Origin of the sequence: Mesorhizobium wenxiniae, from assembly GCF_002284535.1 — a bacterium.
Classification (GTDB): Bacteria; Pseudomonadota; Alphaproteobacteria; order Rhizobiales; family Rhizobiaceae; genus Mesorhizobium; species Mesorhizobium wenxiniae.
On the sequence record NZ_NPKH01000023.1, the window covers coordinates 276,627 to 291,295 of the forward strand.

The 14,669-nt window shown below is 60.9% G+C and carries 18 protein-coding genes; 7 read left to right on the forward strand and 11 right to left on the reverse strand.

Annotated features, from left to right (window positions below):
- Positions 1-585 carry a DUF1214 domain-containing protein gene (locus CIT31_RS17820; RefSeq protein ID WP_095519686.1) on the forward strand — a complete coding sequence of 195 codons (585 nt, stop codon included), beginning with the start codon at positions 1-3 and terminating at the stop codon, positions 583-585.
- Complete coding sequence (locus tag CIT31_RS17825) at positions 578-1,126, forward strand: DUF1254 domain-containing protein (protein WP_095519687.1); 549 nt, start codon at positions 578-580, stop codon at positions 1,124-1,126. Before CIT31_RS17820 ends, CIT31_RS17825 begins: the two co-directional genes overlap by 8 nt.
- A 186-nt stretch (positions 1,127-1,312) precedes the next feature.
- On the opposite strand, the gene CIT31_RS17830 is transcribed toward CIT31_RS17825, so the two are convergent.
- Entirely contained in the window at positions 1,313-1,501 is a 189-nt protein-coding gene (locus CIT31_RS17830; protein ID WP_095519688.1) for a hypothetical protein, read from the reverse strand.
- 211 nt (positions 1,502-1,712) lie between these two features.
- Here CIT31_RS17830 and CIT31_RS17835 point away from each other — a divergent pair, with 211 nt between their 5' ends.
- The gene (locus CIT31_RS17835; protein ID WP_165778489.1) at positions 1,713-2,732 is read left to right on the forward strand and encodes a hypothetical protein; all 1,020 of its coding nucleotides are present in this window, start codon (positions 1,713-1,715) and stop codon (positions 2,730-2,732) included.
- A 47-nt stretch (positions 2,733-2,779) separates the two neighbouring features.
- Here the strand turns inward: CIT31_RS17835 and CIT31_RS17840 are convergent, their stop codons facing one another.
- The 3 genes from CIT31_RS17840 to CIT31_RS17850 all read right to left on the reverse strand — a co-directional run bounded on the left by CIT31_RS17840 (position 2,780) and on the right by CIT31_RS17850 (position 5,695).
- A complete protein-coding gene (locus CIT31_RS17840) occupies positions 2,780-3,127 on the reverse strand; it encodes a DUF1491 family protein (protein ID WP_095519690.1) in 348 nt (115 codons plus the stop codon).
- 89 nt (positions 3,128-3,216) lie between these two features.
- Positions 3,217-3,984, reverse strand: a complete 768-nt coding sequence (locus tag CIT31_RS17845; protein WP_095519691.1) for a peptidoglycan-binding domain-containing protein — start codon at positions 3,982-3,984, stop codon at positions 3,217-3,219.
- Positions 3,959-5,695: a sensor histidine kinase gene (locus CIT31_RS17850; protein ID WP_095519692.1), complete on the reverse strand. Its 1,737-nt coding sequence runs from the start codon at positions 5,693-5,695 to the stop codon at positions 3,959-3,961. Before CIT31_RS17850 ends, CIT31_RS17845 begins: the two co-directional genes overlap by 26 nt.
- A gap of 535 nt (positions 5,696-6,230) precedes the next feature.
- Here CIT31_RS17850 and CIT31_RS17855 point away from each other — a divergent pair.
- Positions 6,231-6,599 (forward strand): DUF5330 domain-containing protein, encoded by a 369-nt coding sequence (locus tag CIT31_RS17855; protein WP_095519693.1) that lies wholly within the window; start codon positions 6,231-6,233, stop codon positions 6,597-6,599.
- 111 nt (positions 6,600-6,710) lie between these two features.
- On the forward strand, positions 6,711-7,139 hold the full coding sequence (locus tag CIT31_RS17860; RefSeq protein WP_095519694.1) for a SufE family protein: 429 nt from the start codon (positions 6,711-6,713) through the stop codon (positions 7,137-7,139).
- Positions 7,140-7,281: 142 nt separating this feature from the next.
- Here the strand turns inward: CIT31_RS17860 and CIT31_RS17865 are convergent, their stop codons facing one another.
- The 3 genes from CIT31_RS17865 to CIT31_RS17870 all read right to left on the reverse strand — a co-directional run bounded on the left by CIT31_RS17865 (position 7,282) and on the right by CIT31_RS17870 (position 8,504).
- The gene (locus CIT31_RS17865) at positions 7,282-7,707 is read right to left on the reverse strand and encodes a Ros/MucR family transcriptional regulator (protein ID WP_029354623.1); all 426 of its coding nucleotides are present in this window, start codon (positions 7,705-7,707) and stop codon (positions 7,282-7,284) included.
- A 271-nt stretch (positions 7,708-7,978) separates the two neighbouring features.
- The gene (locus tag CIT31_RS34290; protein ID WP_165778470.1) at positions 7,979-8,203 is read right to left on the reverse strand and encodes a hypothetical protein; all 225 of its coding nucleotides are present in this window, start codon (positions 8,201-8,203) and stop codon (positions 7,979-7,981) included.
- Positions 8,204-8,234: 31 nt separating this feature from the next.
- On the reverse strand, positions 8,235-8,504 hold the full coding sequence (locus CIT31_RS17870) for an SH3 domain-containing protein (RefSeq protein ID WP_342586938.1): 270 nt from the start codon (positions 8,502-8,504) through the stop codon (positions 8,235-8,237).
- A gap of 117 nt (positions 8,505-8,621) precedes the next feature.
- Between CIT31_RS17870 and CIT31_RS17875 the strand changes: the two genes are divergently transcribed.
- Positions 8,622-10,772: a S9 family peptidase gene (locus CIT31_RS17875; protein WP_095519695.1), complete on the forward strand. Its 2,151-nt coding sequence runs from the start codon at positions 8,622-8,624 to the stop codon at positions 10,770-10,772.
- A 161-nt stretch (positions 10,773-10,933) separates the two neighbouring features.
- Positions 10,934-11,317 (forward strand): SET domain-containing protein, encoded by a 384-nt coding sequence (locus CIT31_RS17880; RefSeq protein WP_095519924.1) that lies wholly within the window; start codon positions 10,934-10,936, stop codon positions 11,315-11,317.
- A gap of 28 nt (positions 11,318-11,345) precedes the next feature.
- Here the strand turns inward: CIT31_RS17880 and CIT31_RS17885 are convergent, their stop codons facing one another.
- The 4 genes from CIT31_RS17885 to CIT31_RS17900 all read right to left on the reverse strand — a co-directional run bounded on the left by CIT31_RS17885 (position 11,346) and on the right by CIT31_RS17900 (position 14,532).
- A complete protein-coding gene (locus tag CIT31_RS17885) occupies positions 11,346-12,296 on the reverse strand; it encodes a cytochrome c (RefSeq protein WP_095519696.1) in 951 nt (316 codons plus the stop codon).
- A gap of 9 nt (positions 12,297-12,305) precedes the next feature.
- A complete protein-coding gene (locus tag CIT31_RS17890) occupies positions 12,306-12,749 on the reverse strand; it encodes a c-type cytochrome (protein WP_065010411.1) in 444 nt (147 codons plus the stop codon).
- Between the two features lie 202 nt (positions 12,750-12,951).
- Entirely contained in the window at positions 12,952-13,548 is a 597-nt protein-coding gene (locus CIT31_RS17895) for a superoxide dismutase (RefSeq protein ID WP_029354634.1), read from the reverse strand.
- 105 nt (positions 13,549-13,653) lie between these two features.
- Complete coding sequence (locus CIT31_RS17900; RefSeq protein ID WP_095519697.1) at positions 13,654-14,532, reverse strand: branched-chain amino acid aminotransferase; 879 nt, start codon at positions 14,530-14,532, stop codon at positions 13,654-13,656.
- Positions 14,533-14,669 lie beyond the last annotated feature (137 nt).

The following is a 14,669-nucleotide window of genomic DNA, read 5'->3' on the forward strand; positions in this document are numbered from 1 at the left end:
ATGCTCAAGAACGCATTCCTGACGCTCCTCGCGCTTGCCATAGCCATCGGCGGCGGCGGCGGCAGCGTCTGGTATGCTCTCAAGACGCAGGATCGCATCGGCGCGATCAGGATCGGCCCATGGACGGCGTTCCCCGATATCGGCACGCGGGCGGCGGATCCTTATTCGAAAGCGCGCGTGGCGCGCGAGGGTGTCCTTGCACTCGGGCAGACAGAAGGCCTGTCCTTTATCGCCGAACGCGATTCCGGCGGCGAACAATTGAAACGCCAATGCGCCTATGAGATCGAAGGCGGATTTCCCACAGCCCGGTTCTGGACCCTCTATGCCGCCGATGAATCGCTCAGCGTGGTCGAGACCGGAAAACCAAGGCTTGCGGCACTTCAATCCTACCAGGTGCTGCGCCAGCCCGACAATTCGGTGGCAATTTCCGTCAGCAACCGCCCCGCACCAGGCAACTGGCTGCTTTCCGACGGCTTCGGCCGGATGTATTTCGTACTGACATTCTACGACACGCCGGTCGCCAGCAGCACGGGTCTTTCGGATATCACGTTGCCGCAGATCCGGAAGGTCGGCTGCAATGCGTAGGCTGCTGCACGCGATCCTGCTCGGCCTGCTTGGCGCCGGCATCGTGCACATCGTCGTGCTGCTGCTCGTTCCGGAATTTTCCGAACGTGATGCGTGGTCGCGGCTGGCCATGGCATCGGACCTCTATAAGATGACCAGGCTGGATGCAGAGGCCGGCGGGACGCCGGTGGTGAAATCCGTCGATCCGCTGTTTTATGCTGCGGCTTGCCGGTTCGATCTGTCCGAAGGGATGGTTCGGGTGAAGGCACCGGGAAACGTCCCGTTCTGGTCCGTATCGGTCTATGACCGCAGCGGACATAACATCTATTCCTTCAACGACCATAGTGCGACCGGAAGGGTGCTGGACAGTATCGTACTGACGCCGGCCCAGATGATCGAGATCCGCAAGGATCTCCCGGAGGAATTGCAAGGAGCAATCTTCGTCGAGGCGCCCATCGACGAAGGCATGTTCGTCATCCGCTCGTTCGTGCCCGATGACAGCTGGAAGCCGCTCGTGTCGCGGTTTCTCGAGCGGAGTTCCTGCGAACTGCAGGGCTACTGACGTCAACCGAAGTATGCGGCGGCCGGTTTCCAGCCTGCAGCGATTCAAAGTTAGAGCCTCCTGTACGCGCCGAACAGGGCTTGCGGCCCGCTTTCAAAGTGTTAGAGCATCCTTTGCGCGTCGGACCGGGCCGCGGCGCTCATTCAAGGCGTTCCTTTGCGCGTGCCCGGCAGGGCGCGCGGCGCTCTAATGATGCGGAACAGGCATCGTCCTTGACGAGCCCGGCTTGTCCAGACCGGCGCCTGGCCGCGTTTCGCCCGCCCGTGGCTCGTAGCGGACGCCGGGGAAAATGATCACCGCTGCCGGCGTTCCGGTGTTTCGTTCTGCTCGATTGGTCGCCGCCGTTCGCGGCACGAAAGTCAGTACCATGCCCATGGTTCGTGCATTTCCTCTCGGTTGCCCCGGAGCACAACGCAACGCCTCCAATCTGATTAAGGACGGCAGTAGGTTAACGGAACGCTAACGGATCGCCGCTAATTTGATGTTTGTTCTGAGGTCAGGAATTCTTGACCCGAGGCAAATGCGAAACCGACACAGTCCCGGTCGAGCATGGTCCAGATTGTGTCGAGTATCGGGCGTATCCTTCGTGTCAGCTTCGGATTTCAGGCAAATCGCTATACGGGCTGAATCGGGAAAGGCCGAAAGGCTGTTCCGCGCCGCGGTGTCGGCGTTCTGTTCGCTCACCCGCCCTTCGCGCCGGGAGATCGCGCAACTTGAGGATTTGACGCTTCCGCTTTTCGCCAATGTGTCGGTCGAATCGCGCCGCTACGTCGCCGCCGCCCTTTCCGAATGCGAATATGCGCCCGCTGCGCTGGTCCGGCGGCTTTGCGAGGAGCCGGTCGACGTTGCCGCGCCATTGCTCATCCGCTCGTGCGCGCTCAGCGATATCGACCTGATCGCGCTGATCGGACGGCACGGCCTGCCGCATGCGCGCGCCATCGCGCGCCGCAAGGATCTGAACCCGACCATCGCCCAGCTGATCAGGGCGCTTGAAAAGCCGACGCTGGTGAGCGTGCGGCAGCCGGAGGCAATCGCCAAGACGGCGCCTGAAAGCGCCGAGATCGTCGCGCCCAGCCCCGACAGCCAGCAGGTGCCCGGCGCCGCCGCCGAGAATGCACGGCGCCGGCTGCGGTCGTTGATGCGTGCCGATGCTGAGAGCGGCGGCGCGACCGTCAATCCGTTCGCCGGCGCTGAAACCTATGTCAAACTGCGCGAGACGGCGCTGACCGGAAACGCCGCATTCTTCCAGACAGCACTGGCCGACGCGCTCGAAATCGATTTTTCAACGGCGCGGGCGCTCACCGCAAACCAGAACTACGCGTCGCTGCTGGCCGCCCTGCGCGCGCTTGATTTCGGCGAAGAGAGGGCGTTCCTGATCACCGCCGCCGTCTATCCCACAGAGTTTCCGCATCCGCAGGCCATCCGCATCTTTCTCGACCGCTACCGACTGCTGCATCGCGACGCGGCGCTGGACAGGCTACGCGGCTGGAAGGCGGAGATACTGTCGAAGGCCATTCGCAATGCCGGACCCATCTCGGCAAACGCCGACATCCGTAAAGCGGACAGCGATAATGCTGCCGCCAGGCCTAAGGCGCGTCACGTCTGAAAGAGATTCAAGCGAACGCTTTAAGCCTTTGTTTTCATCCATAATCGTTAGAGCGACTTGACGGAAATAAACTCCTCGACGGGAGCAGCGCCGGCCTCGATCTCGACCACCCAGATGTCGGGATCGAATTTCTTCTCCCTTTCCAGGCGCGCGTCAAAGACGGCGGCATCGTCGCCGGCGCCGAGCAGACTGAAGAAACGGTCGTCGGGTTTCGCTGAATCGTAGCTCGTCTGCGGCGCCGGTCCAAACAAAGCAACCTCGCCCAGGCGGCCACGCGCCAGCACGAAGACGGCGCCGGCCTCAGTTGCGCCGCGCTTGACCACGGCGGCGAATCCGCCGGCGCCGAAAACCCGGCGCAATAGGGCCGACACCCACAGATCGGTGGTTACGCGCATTACAAAACTCCGGACGAGAACCGGATGCTGTTTAGCGAGGTTATCGCCAATCCGCGAGCGATCACTTCGACTATTAGTAGGCCAAAGCCTCAGTTGGTCAGGCCGATCTCGCGCATCTTGACGTAGACGACCTCGTCGGGCTCGCCGGTCTCCGGCAGCCCGAACAGCGACTGGAACTCCTTGATCGCTGCCTTGGTGCGGGCCCCGACCACGCCATCGAGCTGCATGTCGTCATTGCCGAATGCCTTCAGCCCGGCCTGGATTTTGATAATGCGGGCATCGGGTGCCTGCGCCGGCGCATCTGCCGGCGCCGAAGCGGAGACGGGAATTGCGGCCATGTCGTCCGGACGAGGTGCCGGATGCGGCACGACCGTCGAGGCGGTTGGCGTGGCGCCCAGTTGATCGAGCAGAACGCTGTCGACCTCGCCGGAAGCGTTGAGCCCGACTTTCTGCTGATAGGCTTGTATGGCCTTGCGCGTGTTGGGGCCGGAAATGCCGTCGACGGTGCCGGAATAAAAGTCCAGATCCTTCAATATGCCCTGGACCTGCTCGACGACCGGATCGCTCTTGATCGGAGCCGAGCCCGGCCGCACGATGTTGATGGTGGTTTCGGGTTCCTCGGCGCCGGCTCGAGGAAAGCCCTCGATGCTCCTGGTCGCGAAAAACGCGCCGGCATGAGGAAAAGGCTGATACCACAGGGCATTCGCCGAGACGTAGAAGAGCGTCACCAGGAAGGCGGTCGAACCGCCGACCAGAACCGGATTGCGCGAGATCAGGCTGCCGACGGCGACCGCGCTACCTTGGAAGGCATTGCCACGGCGCTTGGCCGCCTTAGGCTGTTTTGCGGAGCGAGCCATGCCTGTCCCCCTTCGTCTCCGCCTTGGCTGCAGGCATCGGCAGCACGCCGGGCTTGTCGGTCGAACGTCCCTTCGGTCCGTTCACCGGCAAGCTGATCGTGACCGTGGTGCCCTCGCCCGGCATGCTTTCGATCGACATCGTGCCCTCGTGCAGCGCCACAAGGCCCTTCACCAGCGACAGGCCGAGCCCGGTTCCCTCGAAGCGGCGCGTATAGTCGTTCTGGATCTGCATGAACGGCTTGCCGAGATTGGCAAAGTCTTCCTCGGCGATGCCGATACCGGTGTCCCTGACCCAGAAATGCACTCGCGAGCCGATCCGCTTGGCGCCGACGACGACATCGCCGCCATCGGGCGTGAACTTGATGGCATTGGAGACTAGGTTGATGAGTATCTGCTGCACGGCACGACGATCAGCGTTTATCTCGCCTGCATCCGGTGCGATCTGAGCTTGCAGATCGATGTTCTTTGCCTCTGCCTGCAGCCGCATCATCGACTGGCACATTTCGACGGCTTCCACGAAACGGAACGGTTCCGGCTCGGTTGCGTAGGCGCCGGCTTCGATCCTCGACACGTCGAGTATCGAGGTGACGACGGCAAGCAAATGCTGGCCGGACTCCTTGACCAGACCGACATATTCCTTCTGGCGCGGATCCTTGAAGGTGCCGAACATCTCATGCAGCAGCATGTCGGAAAAACCGATGATGGCGTTCAACGGCGTGCGAAGCTCGTGGCTGACGACCGCCAGAAACCGTCCCTTCGCCACTTCGGCAGACGCGGCCGCCTCTTTCGCAGCGGCAAGCTCTTCGTGCAAGCCGGCGAGTTCGTCGTTTTCGCGCAGGACGAGCGTGAAGACATCCTCATGCTCCACCCGCATCAGCTCAAGGGAAAACGGCCGGTAGTTGTCCGCCGTCGGGCCATCGCCGTTTTGCGGCAGCCGGACGCGAAGATCGAGCCGGCGCGCCGACGCGCCGTCGCGCATGTCGGCCAGCGCGCTGAGGTATGCGACGCGATCGGACAGATGGATACGGTCGAACAGGCCGTTACCGAACAGCAGTTCCGGCTGCAGCTTCAGGATCGTGCGCGCCTTTGCCGACGCATCCAGAACCTCGCCATGCCTGCCGGCCCGCAGGACAACGGCGTCGATGATGTTCTCGAGCCGGTCATCGGTCGCCGGATCTAGCTGCGCGCCGGCCGGGCTGCCAAGTGCTGCTACGCGGGGAACCAAGGTGAGCGCCCAAGCCAGCGGCAGCAGCCAGTGCCAGGCAGCGGTTTCCGCCGGGCCGAACGGGAAAACAGAACCGGCAAAAGCCTGCAGCAGGATAGCGACAAATGCGGATGCGGCACCCCAGAGTGCAGCGCGACGAGACGCGCCGATCCACCAGGCTTCGAACGGCAGCGCCACGACAAGCATGGCGACCGGCGAGGCCATCCCGCCCGCCGCGGCAATGGCACCGGCAAGAGCAAGACTGCCCATCACCAGGGCGACCTGGCCGGCGAACGCCATCTTGCCCGATGCTGCCACCAGCAAGGCAGCAAACCAGCAGAGGCCGAATGTCGCAAAGATCGCAGCCATGGTCACGGCCACGCCCATGCCCGAGGTAACCAGCGTGACTGCTGCACCTGCGGCAAAGAACGGAGCGGCCAGCATGACACCTATAAACCGCCCCTGGCACCGGCGGTCGTTCTTTCCGAGGATCGACGGATGAACCATACGTTCGCAACCGGCTGCCATCGCGCCGGGCAACTCAACGTATCTGGCCCTTATCGAACTCAACTCAACGCACTCGCACCTGGTCGTGAACAGCCCTGCTTCGCAGGTTGCTTTTATTGATCTGAAACTCGCATCCAGCGTTTAAGGAATGGATAAGGCGGGACCGATCAATGCCCAGCCTGAGGGAAATATTGGGAGGCCGGCGCGGCAAAGCCTTGGCAATTGCGGCCATAGTAAATGGAGCGTTATCCCGGCGGACCGCCATTTCGCCTCTGACAGTCGCCACCGGCACGCCCGCCCTTCCGGGAAATAACTAAGGAAAACAGGCAGATGGATAGTTAACCTTAAGTGAAGAAAATCGGCTGGATTTGACACAAATCCATTGCAAAATACTTCGTTTCGAGTTTGCCTAAAATTCGAGGAAAATTTTCGCTGACCGGGCAAGCCGTCCTTTGAGCGTCTATGCCACTATCGTACCCCATAAAAGAGGTCATGTCGCCGAATGCATGATCCGGTCAAAGATGAGGGCATACAGATGGGCTTTCTGATCAGAATGGCTTTCTGGTTTTCGCTGGTGCTTCTGGCGCTGCCGCTGAATGTCGGCTCCGACGAGACAGGCCACCAAAGCGTTGGGCCGATCCAGGCGTTGTTGGCGGCACGCGAAGCCGTTGGCGATATTGCCGGCATATGCGAGCGCAAGCCCGACGTCTGCGAGACCGGCAAGTCCGCAATGCACACGATCACCGCCCGGGCCAAGGAGACAGCCAAGATCGCGGCCGCCATGTTGGACGACAAGACCGCCGAACCCGACACGGCGACAACGACCGGCAGCGTGCCGGAAGACATCGTCTTACCGGCGAAAGTCCACTTGCCCGCGAAAGTCGAGTTGCCGGCGAAAAACTGAGATATTTCAGCGCATCTGTCACTGCACCGCAGGCCGTCCGCACCTCGACGCCTATGGTGTTTTTCCTCTTTTTCCGTGACGCGGCGTCGCCGGATGACTATATCCTAGGTGATGAGCACGACGATCCAAACGATCCGCGACGACTTCTCCCTGCTTGACGAGTGGGAAGACCGCTACCGCTATGTGATCGAACTGGGCGAGGCCCTGCCGCCATTTCCCGATGAGGAACGCAACGCCGCCAACAAGGTGCCCGGCTGCGTCAGCCAGGTCTGGCTGACAACCGAATATGGACCGGGTCCCGATCCAGTCGTCACCTTCGCCGGTGATTCGGACGCCCATATCGTGCGCGGCCTCGTCGCTATCATGCTGGCGCTGTTTTCCAGACGACCGGCCAGCGAGATCCAGAAGACCGACGCGGAAGCCACGCTGAAGGCACTTGGCCTCGACGAACACCTGTCGCCGCAACGCGCCAATGGTCTTCGTTCCATGGTCAAGCGCATTAAGCGCGACGCCGAGGCGGCGTTGAGGCAGACCGCCTGATTAGACAACAGCGCGCGATTGCCCCCGCACGGCAGTGAGCCCCGCACCTCGGGCAAGGCGTATTGCACCAGCAATGCCTCAAAGGCAAAACGGCGCCCGGAGGCGCCGTTGATCGTTCAACCCACGTTGGGCAGAGCCGATATCAGCGTCCCTTGCGCTTGCGGCCGAGACCCATCTTCTTGGCGAGCTGGGAGCGGGCGGCAGCATAGTTTGGAGCAACCATCGGATAGCTTGCGTCCAGGCCCCATTTTTCACGATACTCGTCGGGCGTCAGACCGTAGTGGGTCATCAAATGGCGCTTCAGCGACTTGAACTTCTTGCCGTCTTCAAGACAGACGATGTAGTCGTCATGGACGGAGCGTTTCGGGTTTACTGCCGGCTTCTGCTTGTCGGCAGGAGGTTGTTCACTGGTCCCGCCCACGCGCCCGAGGGCGGCATGGACATCGGCAATGAGGCTCGGCAGCTCGCCGACCGGCACCGGATTGTTGCTGACATAGGCGGCCACGACGTCGGCCGTCAACTCGATCAGCGCATCACTATTTCTGGAAGGTGTTTCGATAATATCCATGGCTTCATGACCCCAACGAGAGTTGTTTCTATCTGCGCCCTATTTTTGACAGGTCGGGCATCGCGCGAAATTTTTGCAGGAAAGAGCCTCTGCGATTCGCGTCACAACATCCTAATGAGCCAGTGAACCAAGTAAGTCAATTCGCTTCTTGCGCTGTATTCATCGATGTTAATAAAATATTCCACGATCAGCTTCAACCTTTCGTGCACTCTGTAATTTTGCGATATTTTCTGGTCCGACCAGCAACGGCTGACGCCCCGTCGGGCTGCCGTTACATCCTCGATAGCCAGTAAAAAATTCTCAATGCTTGGCTATGCTTGGTTGTGGCGCAGGCTATCTGGTTGTTTTCAGAAACTGCAAAACCATAGGTTGCGATTTGCTGTTTGCAAACAAACCAGAAATCAGCGCCGCGGATCGCCGCCGATCCATCAATGTGGGGTAATGTATTTTCCGTAGACCCAGCCGGTGACAAAATTGCCGTTGTGTACAGGATCATGCCAGACTTCGCACCAGCGATAGCGGATCTTCTATTCCTGCTTCCAAACCGGCTGCTTGGCGATGTCGAGCAGGTTTATGCCGCCGGTGCATTTCCCGGTCATCTGCAAAACGGCACCGTTGGGATAGGCGGCCTGCTTCTGGGAAGACCCCGCCGGGTACTTGCGCACGTTGAGCGTGTCGCCAAACGGAACGTTGGTCACTTGCCAAGCTGCGAACACGGTTGCATGAGATTGGCCGGTAAAGGCCAAAACTGTCGAAGCGACGACGAAAGCCGCGGCAGCGCGAAAACGGAATTTCATTTTTCTCTCTCCTCCGGCTCATCTTCTGGAGCCCAGCGCAAAACATACTTCCGGCTCTTGAACCTGCGCTGATCGGCGTGTTCATTCTCCATTCAAATAACTTCCCAGCGAGACGCAATGACCCGAACCCCAGCATTTCCGACTGTCAGCCCGCCACAACCCGAGAAGCGGCCGGTCTTCGATCTGCATCATGGAGTAACCCGGACGGACGACTATGCCTGGCTGAGAGCCGACAATTGGCAAGAGATGTTCAGGGATCCGTCCCTGCTCGACGCCCAAATCCGCGCCCATCTCGAAGCCGAAAACGCCTATCAGGCGGCGTTGATGGCCGACACCGCCCAGTTGCGGAAGCAGCTTTTCAAGGAGATGAAGGGCCGCATCAAGGAAGACGACTCTTCCGTGCCGATGAAGGATGGGCCGTACGCCTATGGCTCATCTTTCAAGCTTGGCGGCGAGCAGCCGCGTTATTTCCGCACGCCGCGCGATGGCGGTGACCAGCAGATCCTGCTCGACGGCGATCTCGAGGCCGAAGGCAAGGCCTATTTCCGCCTCGGCGGTGTCGACCATTCGACCGACCACCGCAAGCTTCTCTGGGCCTTCGACGACAAGGGTTCCGAATTCTACACGCTTCGCGTCCGCGATCTCGCCGACGGCAAGGAGTTGCCGGATAGGATCCCGGCTACCGGTGGCGGCGGCGTATGGAACGCCGACAATGACGGATTTTTCTACACCCGCCTCGATCCCAACCACCGTCCTTCCAAGGTGCTGTTCCATGCCCTTGGCGACAGTCCTGAGAACGACCGGCTGATCTACGAAGAAACCGATCCGGGCTTCTTCATGAATGTCGGCGGCACGCGCTCCAACGAGTGGATCATGGTCGGCATCAACGACCACGAGACCTCGGAATATCGCATCATGAGCGCCAGCGAGCCGTTCGCCGAACCGAAGCTGGTTTCGGCGCGCGAGACCGGCCTGCAATACGACCTCGAAGAAGGCGGCGATATCTTCTTCATTCTCACCAACGCCGGCGGCGCCAAGGATTTCAAGATCATGACGGCGCCGGCGAGCGACCCGGTGCGCGCCAACTGGCAGGAACTGGTGCCGCACGAAGCGGGCCGGCTGATCCTTTCGGTGATCGGCTTCAAGGACCATATGGTCAGGCTTGAGCGCAAGGAAGGCCTGCCGCGCATCGTCGTGCATGACCGCAAGAGCGGCGAGGAACACCTCATCTCCTTCGACGAGGAAGCCTTCTCGCTCGGCCTGTCGGGATCTTATGAATACGACACCGAGATCATGCGCTTTTCCTACTCGTCCATGACAACGCCGGCGCAGATCTTCGACTACAACATGCGGACCCGCGAGCGCGTGCTGCTGAAGACGCAGGAAGTTCCGTCCGGTCACGACCCGGACCATTATGTGACACGGCGGCTGATGGCGCCCGCCGCCGACGGCGAACTGGTGCCGATCTCGCTCATCCACCATCGCGACACGCCGCTCGACGGATCAGCGCCTTGCCTGCTTTACGGCTACGGCTCCTACGGCATCACAGTCCCGGCCGCCTTTAACACCAATTTGTTTTCGCTGGTCGACCGCGGCTTCGTCTACGCGATTGCCCATGTCCGCGGCGGCAAGGACAAGGGCTATGGCTGGTATGATGACGGCAAGCGGACGCACAAGATGAACACGTTCACCGATTTTGTCGCGGTCGCCCACCACCTCGTCGCCGAACGCTATACGCAACATGACCGCATCGTCGCACAGGGCGGCTCGGCCGGCGGCCTGCTGATGGGCGCGATTGCCAACATGGCGCCGGAATGCTTCGGCGGCATTGTCGCCGAGGTTCCGTTCGTCGACGTGCTCACCACCATGCTCGACGCGACCTTGCCGCTGACGCCGCCGGAATGGCCCGAATGGGGCAATCCGATCGCTTCGGAGGAGGACTACCGAACGATCGCCGCCTACTCCCCCTATGACAATGTCGCCGCGCTCGACTATCCGCCGATTCTGGCGCTTGCCGGTCTCACCGACCCGCGTGTCACCTATTGGGAGCCGGCCAAGTGGGTGGCGCGGCTGCGCGACCGCAAGACCGGCGACAATCCGGTGCTGTTCAAGATCAACATGGACTCCGGCCATGCCGGCGCATCCGGCCGGTTTTCCAGGCTCGAGGAAATCGCCTTCACCTACGCGTTTGCGCTGAAGGTGGCGGGCAAGGCCGACCTTGCCACCACCAGCGGCACCCACCCTTTGGACGCGCAAAGGGCGCTGTAGAAGCTTGATCTTGCGCACGATCCCCTGCGGAAAATCGATTCCACTTTCCGGTCACGGCCTGGCTGATTTTCCGCTCGCAATTGCCATGGCCGCGCGCTACCCAATGCGCGGCTTTTCGCAGCCGCGCCACCAAAATCATCCAGTCACGCCAAAGGTCTGCCATGTTGCTCGTCGACGTCTATCTCGACAAATCGCGTATCCAGGGCATCGGAGTCTTTGCCAAGAACCACATTCCCCGTGGCACTCTGGTTTGGAAGCTCGATCCCAATTACGACCGACGCATTCCCGTCGAGACCTATGAGCGCGAAACCGGGCCGATCAAAGCCTATCTCGATCGCTATTCCTATCCCGACCGGCGCGACCCGAACTACATCGTCTTCGAAGCCGACGACGCACGCTACATGAACCATGCCGATGACCCGAATTGCGACGTCTCCTTGCCCGAGGAGACGTATGCGTCGCGCGACATCGCGCCCGGCGAGGAAATGACCTGCAACTACAATCATTTCTTCGAAGCCGGCTTCGATTTCCTCGGCGACCGCTGACGCACCGCCATCCCGTTCGGTTTTCGTGTCAGCTCGAAGGCTGCTTGCGCGCCGGATAGCCATTGGGATGCGGCGGTATGGCCTTCAGATAGGCTGATATCGCCGCCCGGTCCTCGGGCGTGAGTTGGGCCATGTTTCTCTGCACGTCGACCATGGCGCCACCGACGGTATCGAAATCCGGCGTGAAGCCGGTCTCGAGAAAGTTGGCGATGTCAGCCTCCAACCAGTCACTAAGCCCGCCTTCACCCGAAGTAATGTTCGGCACGATGCCGCTGCCTTCGGCAGCAGTGGCTCCGGCCAGCCACTCGCTCTTCCTGGTGCCGCCAGCAAAATCACGCGGCGTGTGGCATTCGCCGCAATGGCCCGGCCCTTCGACCAGGTAGCGGCCGGCCATCACCGGATCCGGCGTGCCCTCGGGGAAGGAAACCACCGGCTGGTCACTCAAATAGAGACGTTTCCACAGCCCGATACCGCGACGGATGTTGAACGGGAATCCCAGCGAATTGGCCGGCGCCTTGCCGGCGACCGCCGGAAGCGTTTTCATGAAGGCATGGAGATCGGCAATGTCGGCCGGCTTCATGCGCGCGTAGGATGCATAAGGAAACGCCGGATAGAAATGCTCGCCGCTCGGCGACACTCCCTTCATCATGGCGTTGGCGAGGTCTTCGACCGACCAGGCGCCGATACCGTCCTTGGCATCCTGCGAAATGTTCGGTGGCACGAAGGTGCCGAACGGCGTCTTGAGTTCGAGACCGCCTGCAAGTTGAAGGCGGGCATCGCCTTGTGAACCTGGCTTCGCATGGCACGATGTGCAGCCTCCGGCATAAAAAATGCGCTTGCCCCTGGCGGCATCGCCGGGGCCGAGCTGCGCCAGGGTCTGAGTGTCGAGCCTGACCGGCGCCGACAGGACCCAGCCGGCGACAGCGCCGGCGGCGCCCAGAACGAGGGCGGCGCCGACGAGCTTTTTCAGCAGGCGCATCGCCCGCGATCAGCCCTTCTTTATCCTGTATGTCTGGTGGCAGGTGCCACAATCGCCGCCTATGGTGTTGAACCCCGCCTTCAAGGCATCGACATCGGCCGGGGCGGCGGCCGCCGCAGCCTTGACATCGGCGAGATATTTTTCCTCAATCGCCTTGAAGCCGGCCATATCCTCCCAGATCTTGGGGGCAGCGGTGGTGTCGCCGGTTTCACTGCCAGCCGGGAAAAGGGTCTCGACGTTTGCATGGAATTTCTCGGCGTTGGCCTGCAGCGCCTTCAACGCCACCAGCACGGCCGCGGCGTCATAGGCGGCCTCGCCCTTGACCACTTTCGACAATTGGCCGGCGATCTTTCCGCGTTCCTTCATCAGGGCCTGGCGCTCCTGGATCGGATCGGCGAATGCCGCCGAACCGGCGAAGGCGAGCGTCGAGATGGCGAGGATAAGCTTTCTCATTCAATTGGCTCCATGGTGAAGACGTTTCGGATGAAGGTCGGCACTGATCGATAACGGCAAAATTGGCTTAAAAATTCCGGAAATTCGCCTCACGCTTGTGTGAATTTTTGCGACAGTCGTTCTGTGCTGGAAAAGGGCGGCCGATCTTGAGCCAAAAGAAAAGCCCCGGTTTTACCGGGGCTTTTCTGCAACTCAGTTAGGCCTACGCCTTTTCGTAGAGCTCGAGGACATGGTCCCAGTTGATGAGACTGTCGACGAAGGCTTCGAGATATTTCGGCCGGGCGTTGCGATAGTCGATGTAATAGGAGTGCTCCCAGACATCGACGCCCAGGATCGGCGTCGCGCCATGGACCAGCGGATTCTCGCCGTTCGGCGTCTTCGAGATCGCCAGCTTGCCGTCCTTGACCGAAACCCAGGCCCAGCCTGAACCGAACTGGGTGGTTCCGGCGGCGATGAAGTCGGCCTTGAACTTGTCGTAGCCGCCGAGGTCACTGTCGAACGCCTTTTGCAGCGCGCCCGGCAATTTGTTGCCGCCGCCGCCCTTCTTCATCCACTTCCAGAAATGAATGTGGTTGTAATGCTGGCCGGCATTGTTGAAGAGCCCGGGGTTCTTGCCGAAGGACTGTTTCACAACCTCTTCGACCGACAAATCGCCGAGCCCAGCTTCGGCAGCCAGCTTGTTGCCGTTGTCGACATAGGCCTTGTGGTGCTTGTCGTGGTGATACTCCAGCGTCTCCTTCGACATGTAAGGCTGCAAGGCCTCGTAGTCATAGGGCAAGGCAGGCAGTTCAAAAGCCATCGGTCGTACTCCTCGTGGAAAAATCCGGTGCGATACCGGACTAACATAGGTCTGGATTGATATGGAGCAACTCCGGAATGAAGCGCCGGTTCGCTTTTTCGCCAGTCAGCCGGTCGAAGTCGAATGGGCCCAATCCCAGTAGAGTTCGCGCGCCTTCTTGGCTACAGGCCCAGGCTGGAGATTGCGATCCTCGATGCGGGTGACCGGCACGACTTTCGAATGGTTTCCCGTCGAGAATATCTCGTCTGCTTCGAGGAAGTCGCGCACCGACAGCGTCTTCTCGGTGGTCTTGAACCCATACTCGCCAAGCAGCGTCATCGTCCGCGAGCGGGTGATGCCGGACAGGAACGTGCCGTTCGGCGCCGGCGTCAGGACATGGCCGTCCTTGACCAGGAAAATGTTCGAGGTTCCGGTCTCGGCGACATTGCCCAGCATGTCGAGCACCAGGGCATTGTCGAAGCCGCGCATCTTGGCTTCGAGGATGGCACGACCATTGTTGGGATAGAGGCAGCCGGCCTTGGCGTTGGTCGGCATGGTTTCGATGGTTGGGCGCCGGAACGGCGAGACGGTGACCGAAAAGCCCGCCGGCGAGATCATTGGCGATTCGTAGAGGCAAAGGCAGAAACGGGTCGAGGCCGGATCTGCCGGCACGCCCATATAGCCGCCATGCTCGGCCCAGTACATCGGCCTTATATACACCGCCGTCTTGCCGTTGAACTTCTTCAGCCCGTCCCAGGTCAGCCCGACGATCTTTTCGGCACTCATGGATGGTTTGAGACCAAGCGCGATCGCCGAGGCGTTCACCCTCGCGGCGTGGCGGTCGAGGTCGGGGGCGACGCCCTCGAACCAGCGGGCGCCGTCGAACACGCTGGTGCCGAGCCACATGGCATGGCTGCGCGGCCCCAGAATGGCGACATTGCCTTCATACCAGTCGCCATCCACGAAGGTCCATGTCGCGGATTGCGCCGCAGCCGCCAGTGTCATCGCTTGGTTCCGCGTTTTAAAAGCTGTCCTGTCCCCCCATTGGAAGATGCTTTGGCGTCTGCCGTCAACTGAAATGGCTGAGATTTGTTAAGGCCAGCGGCATGCGAACTGCAATCTGGGCTTGCGCCTCGCCTTGC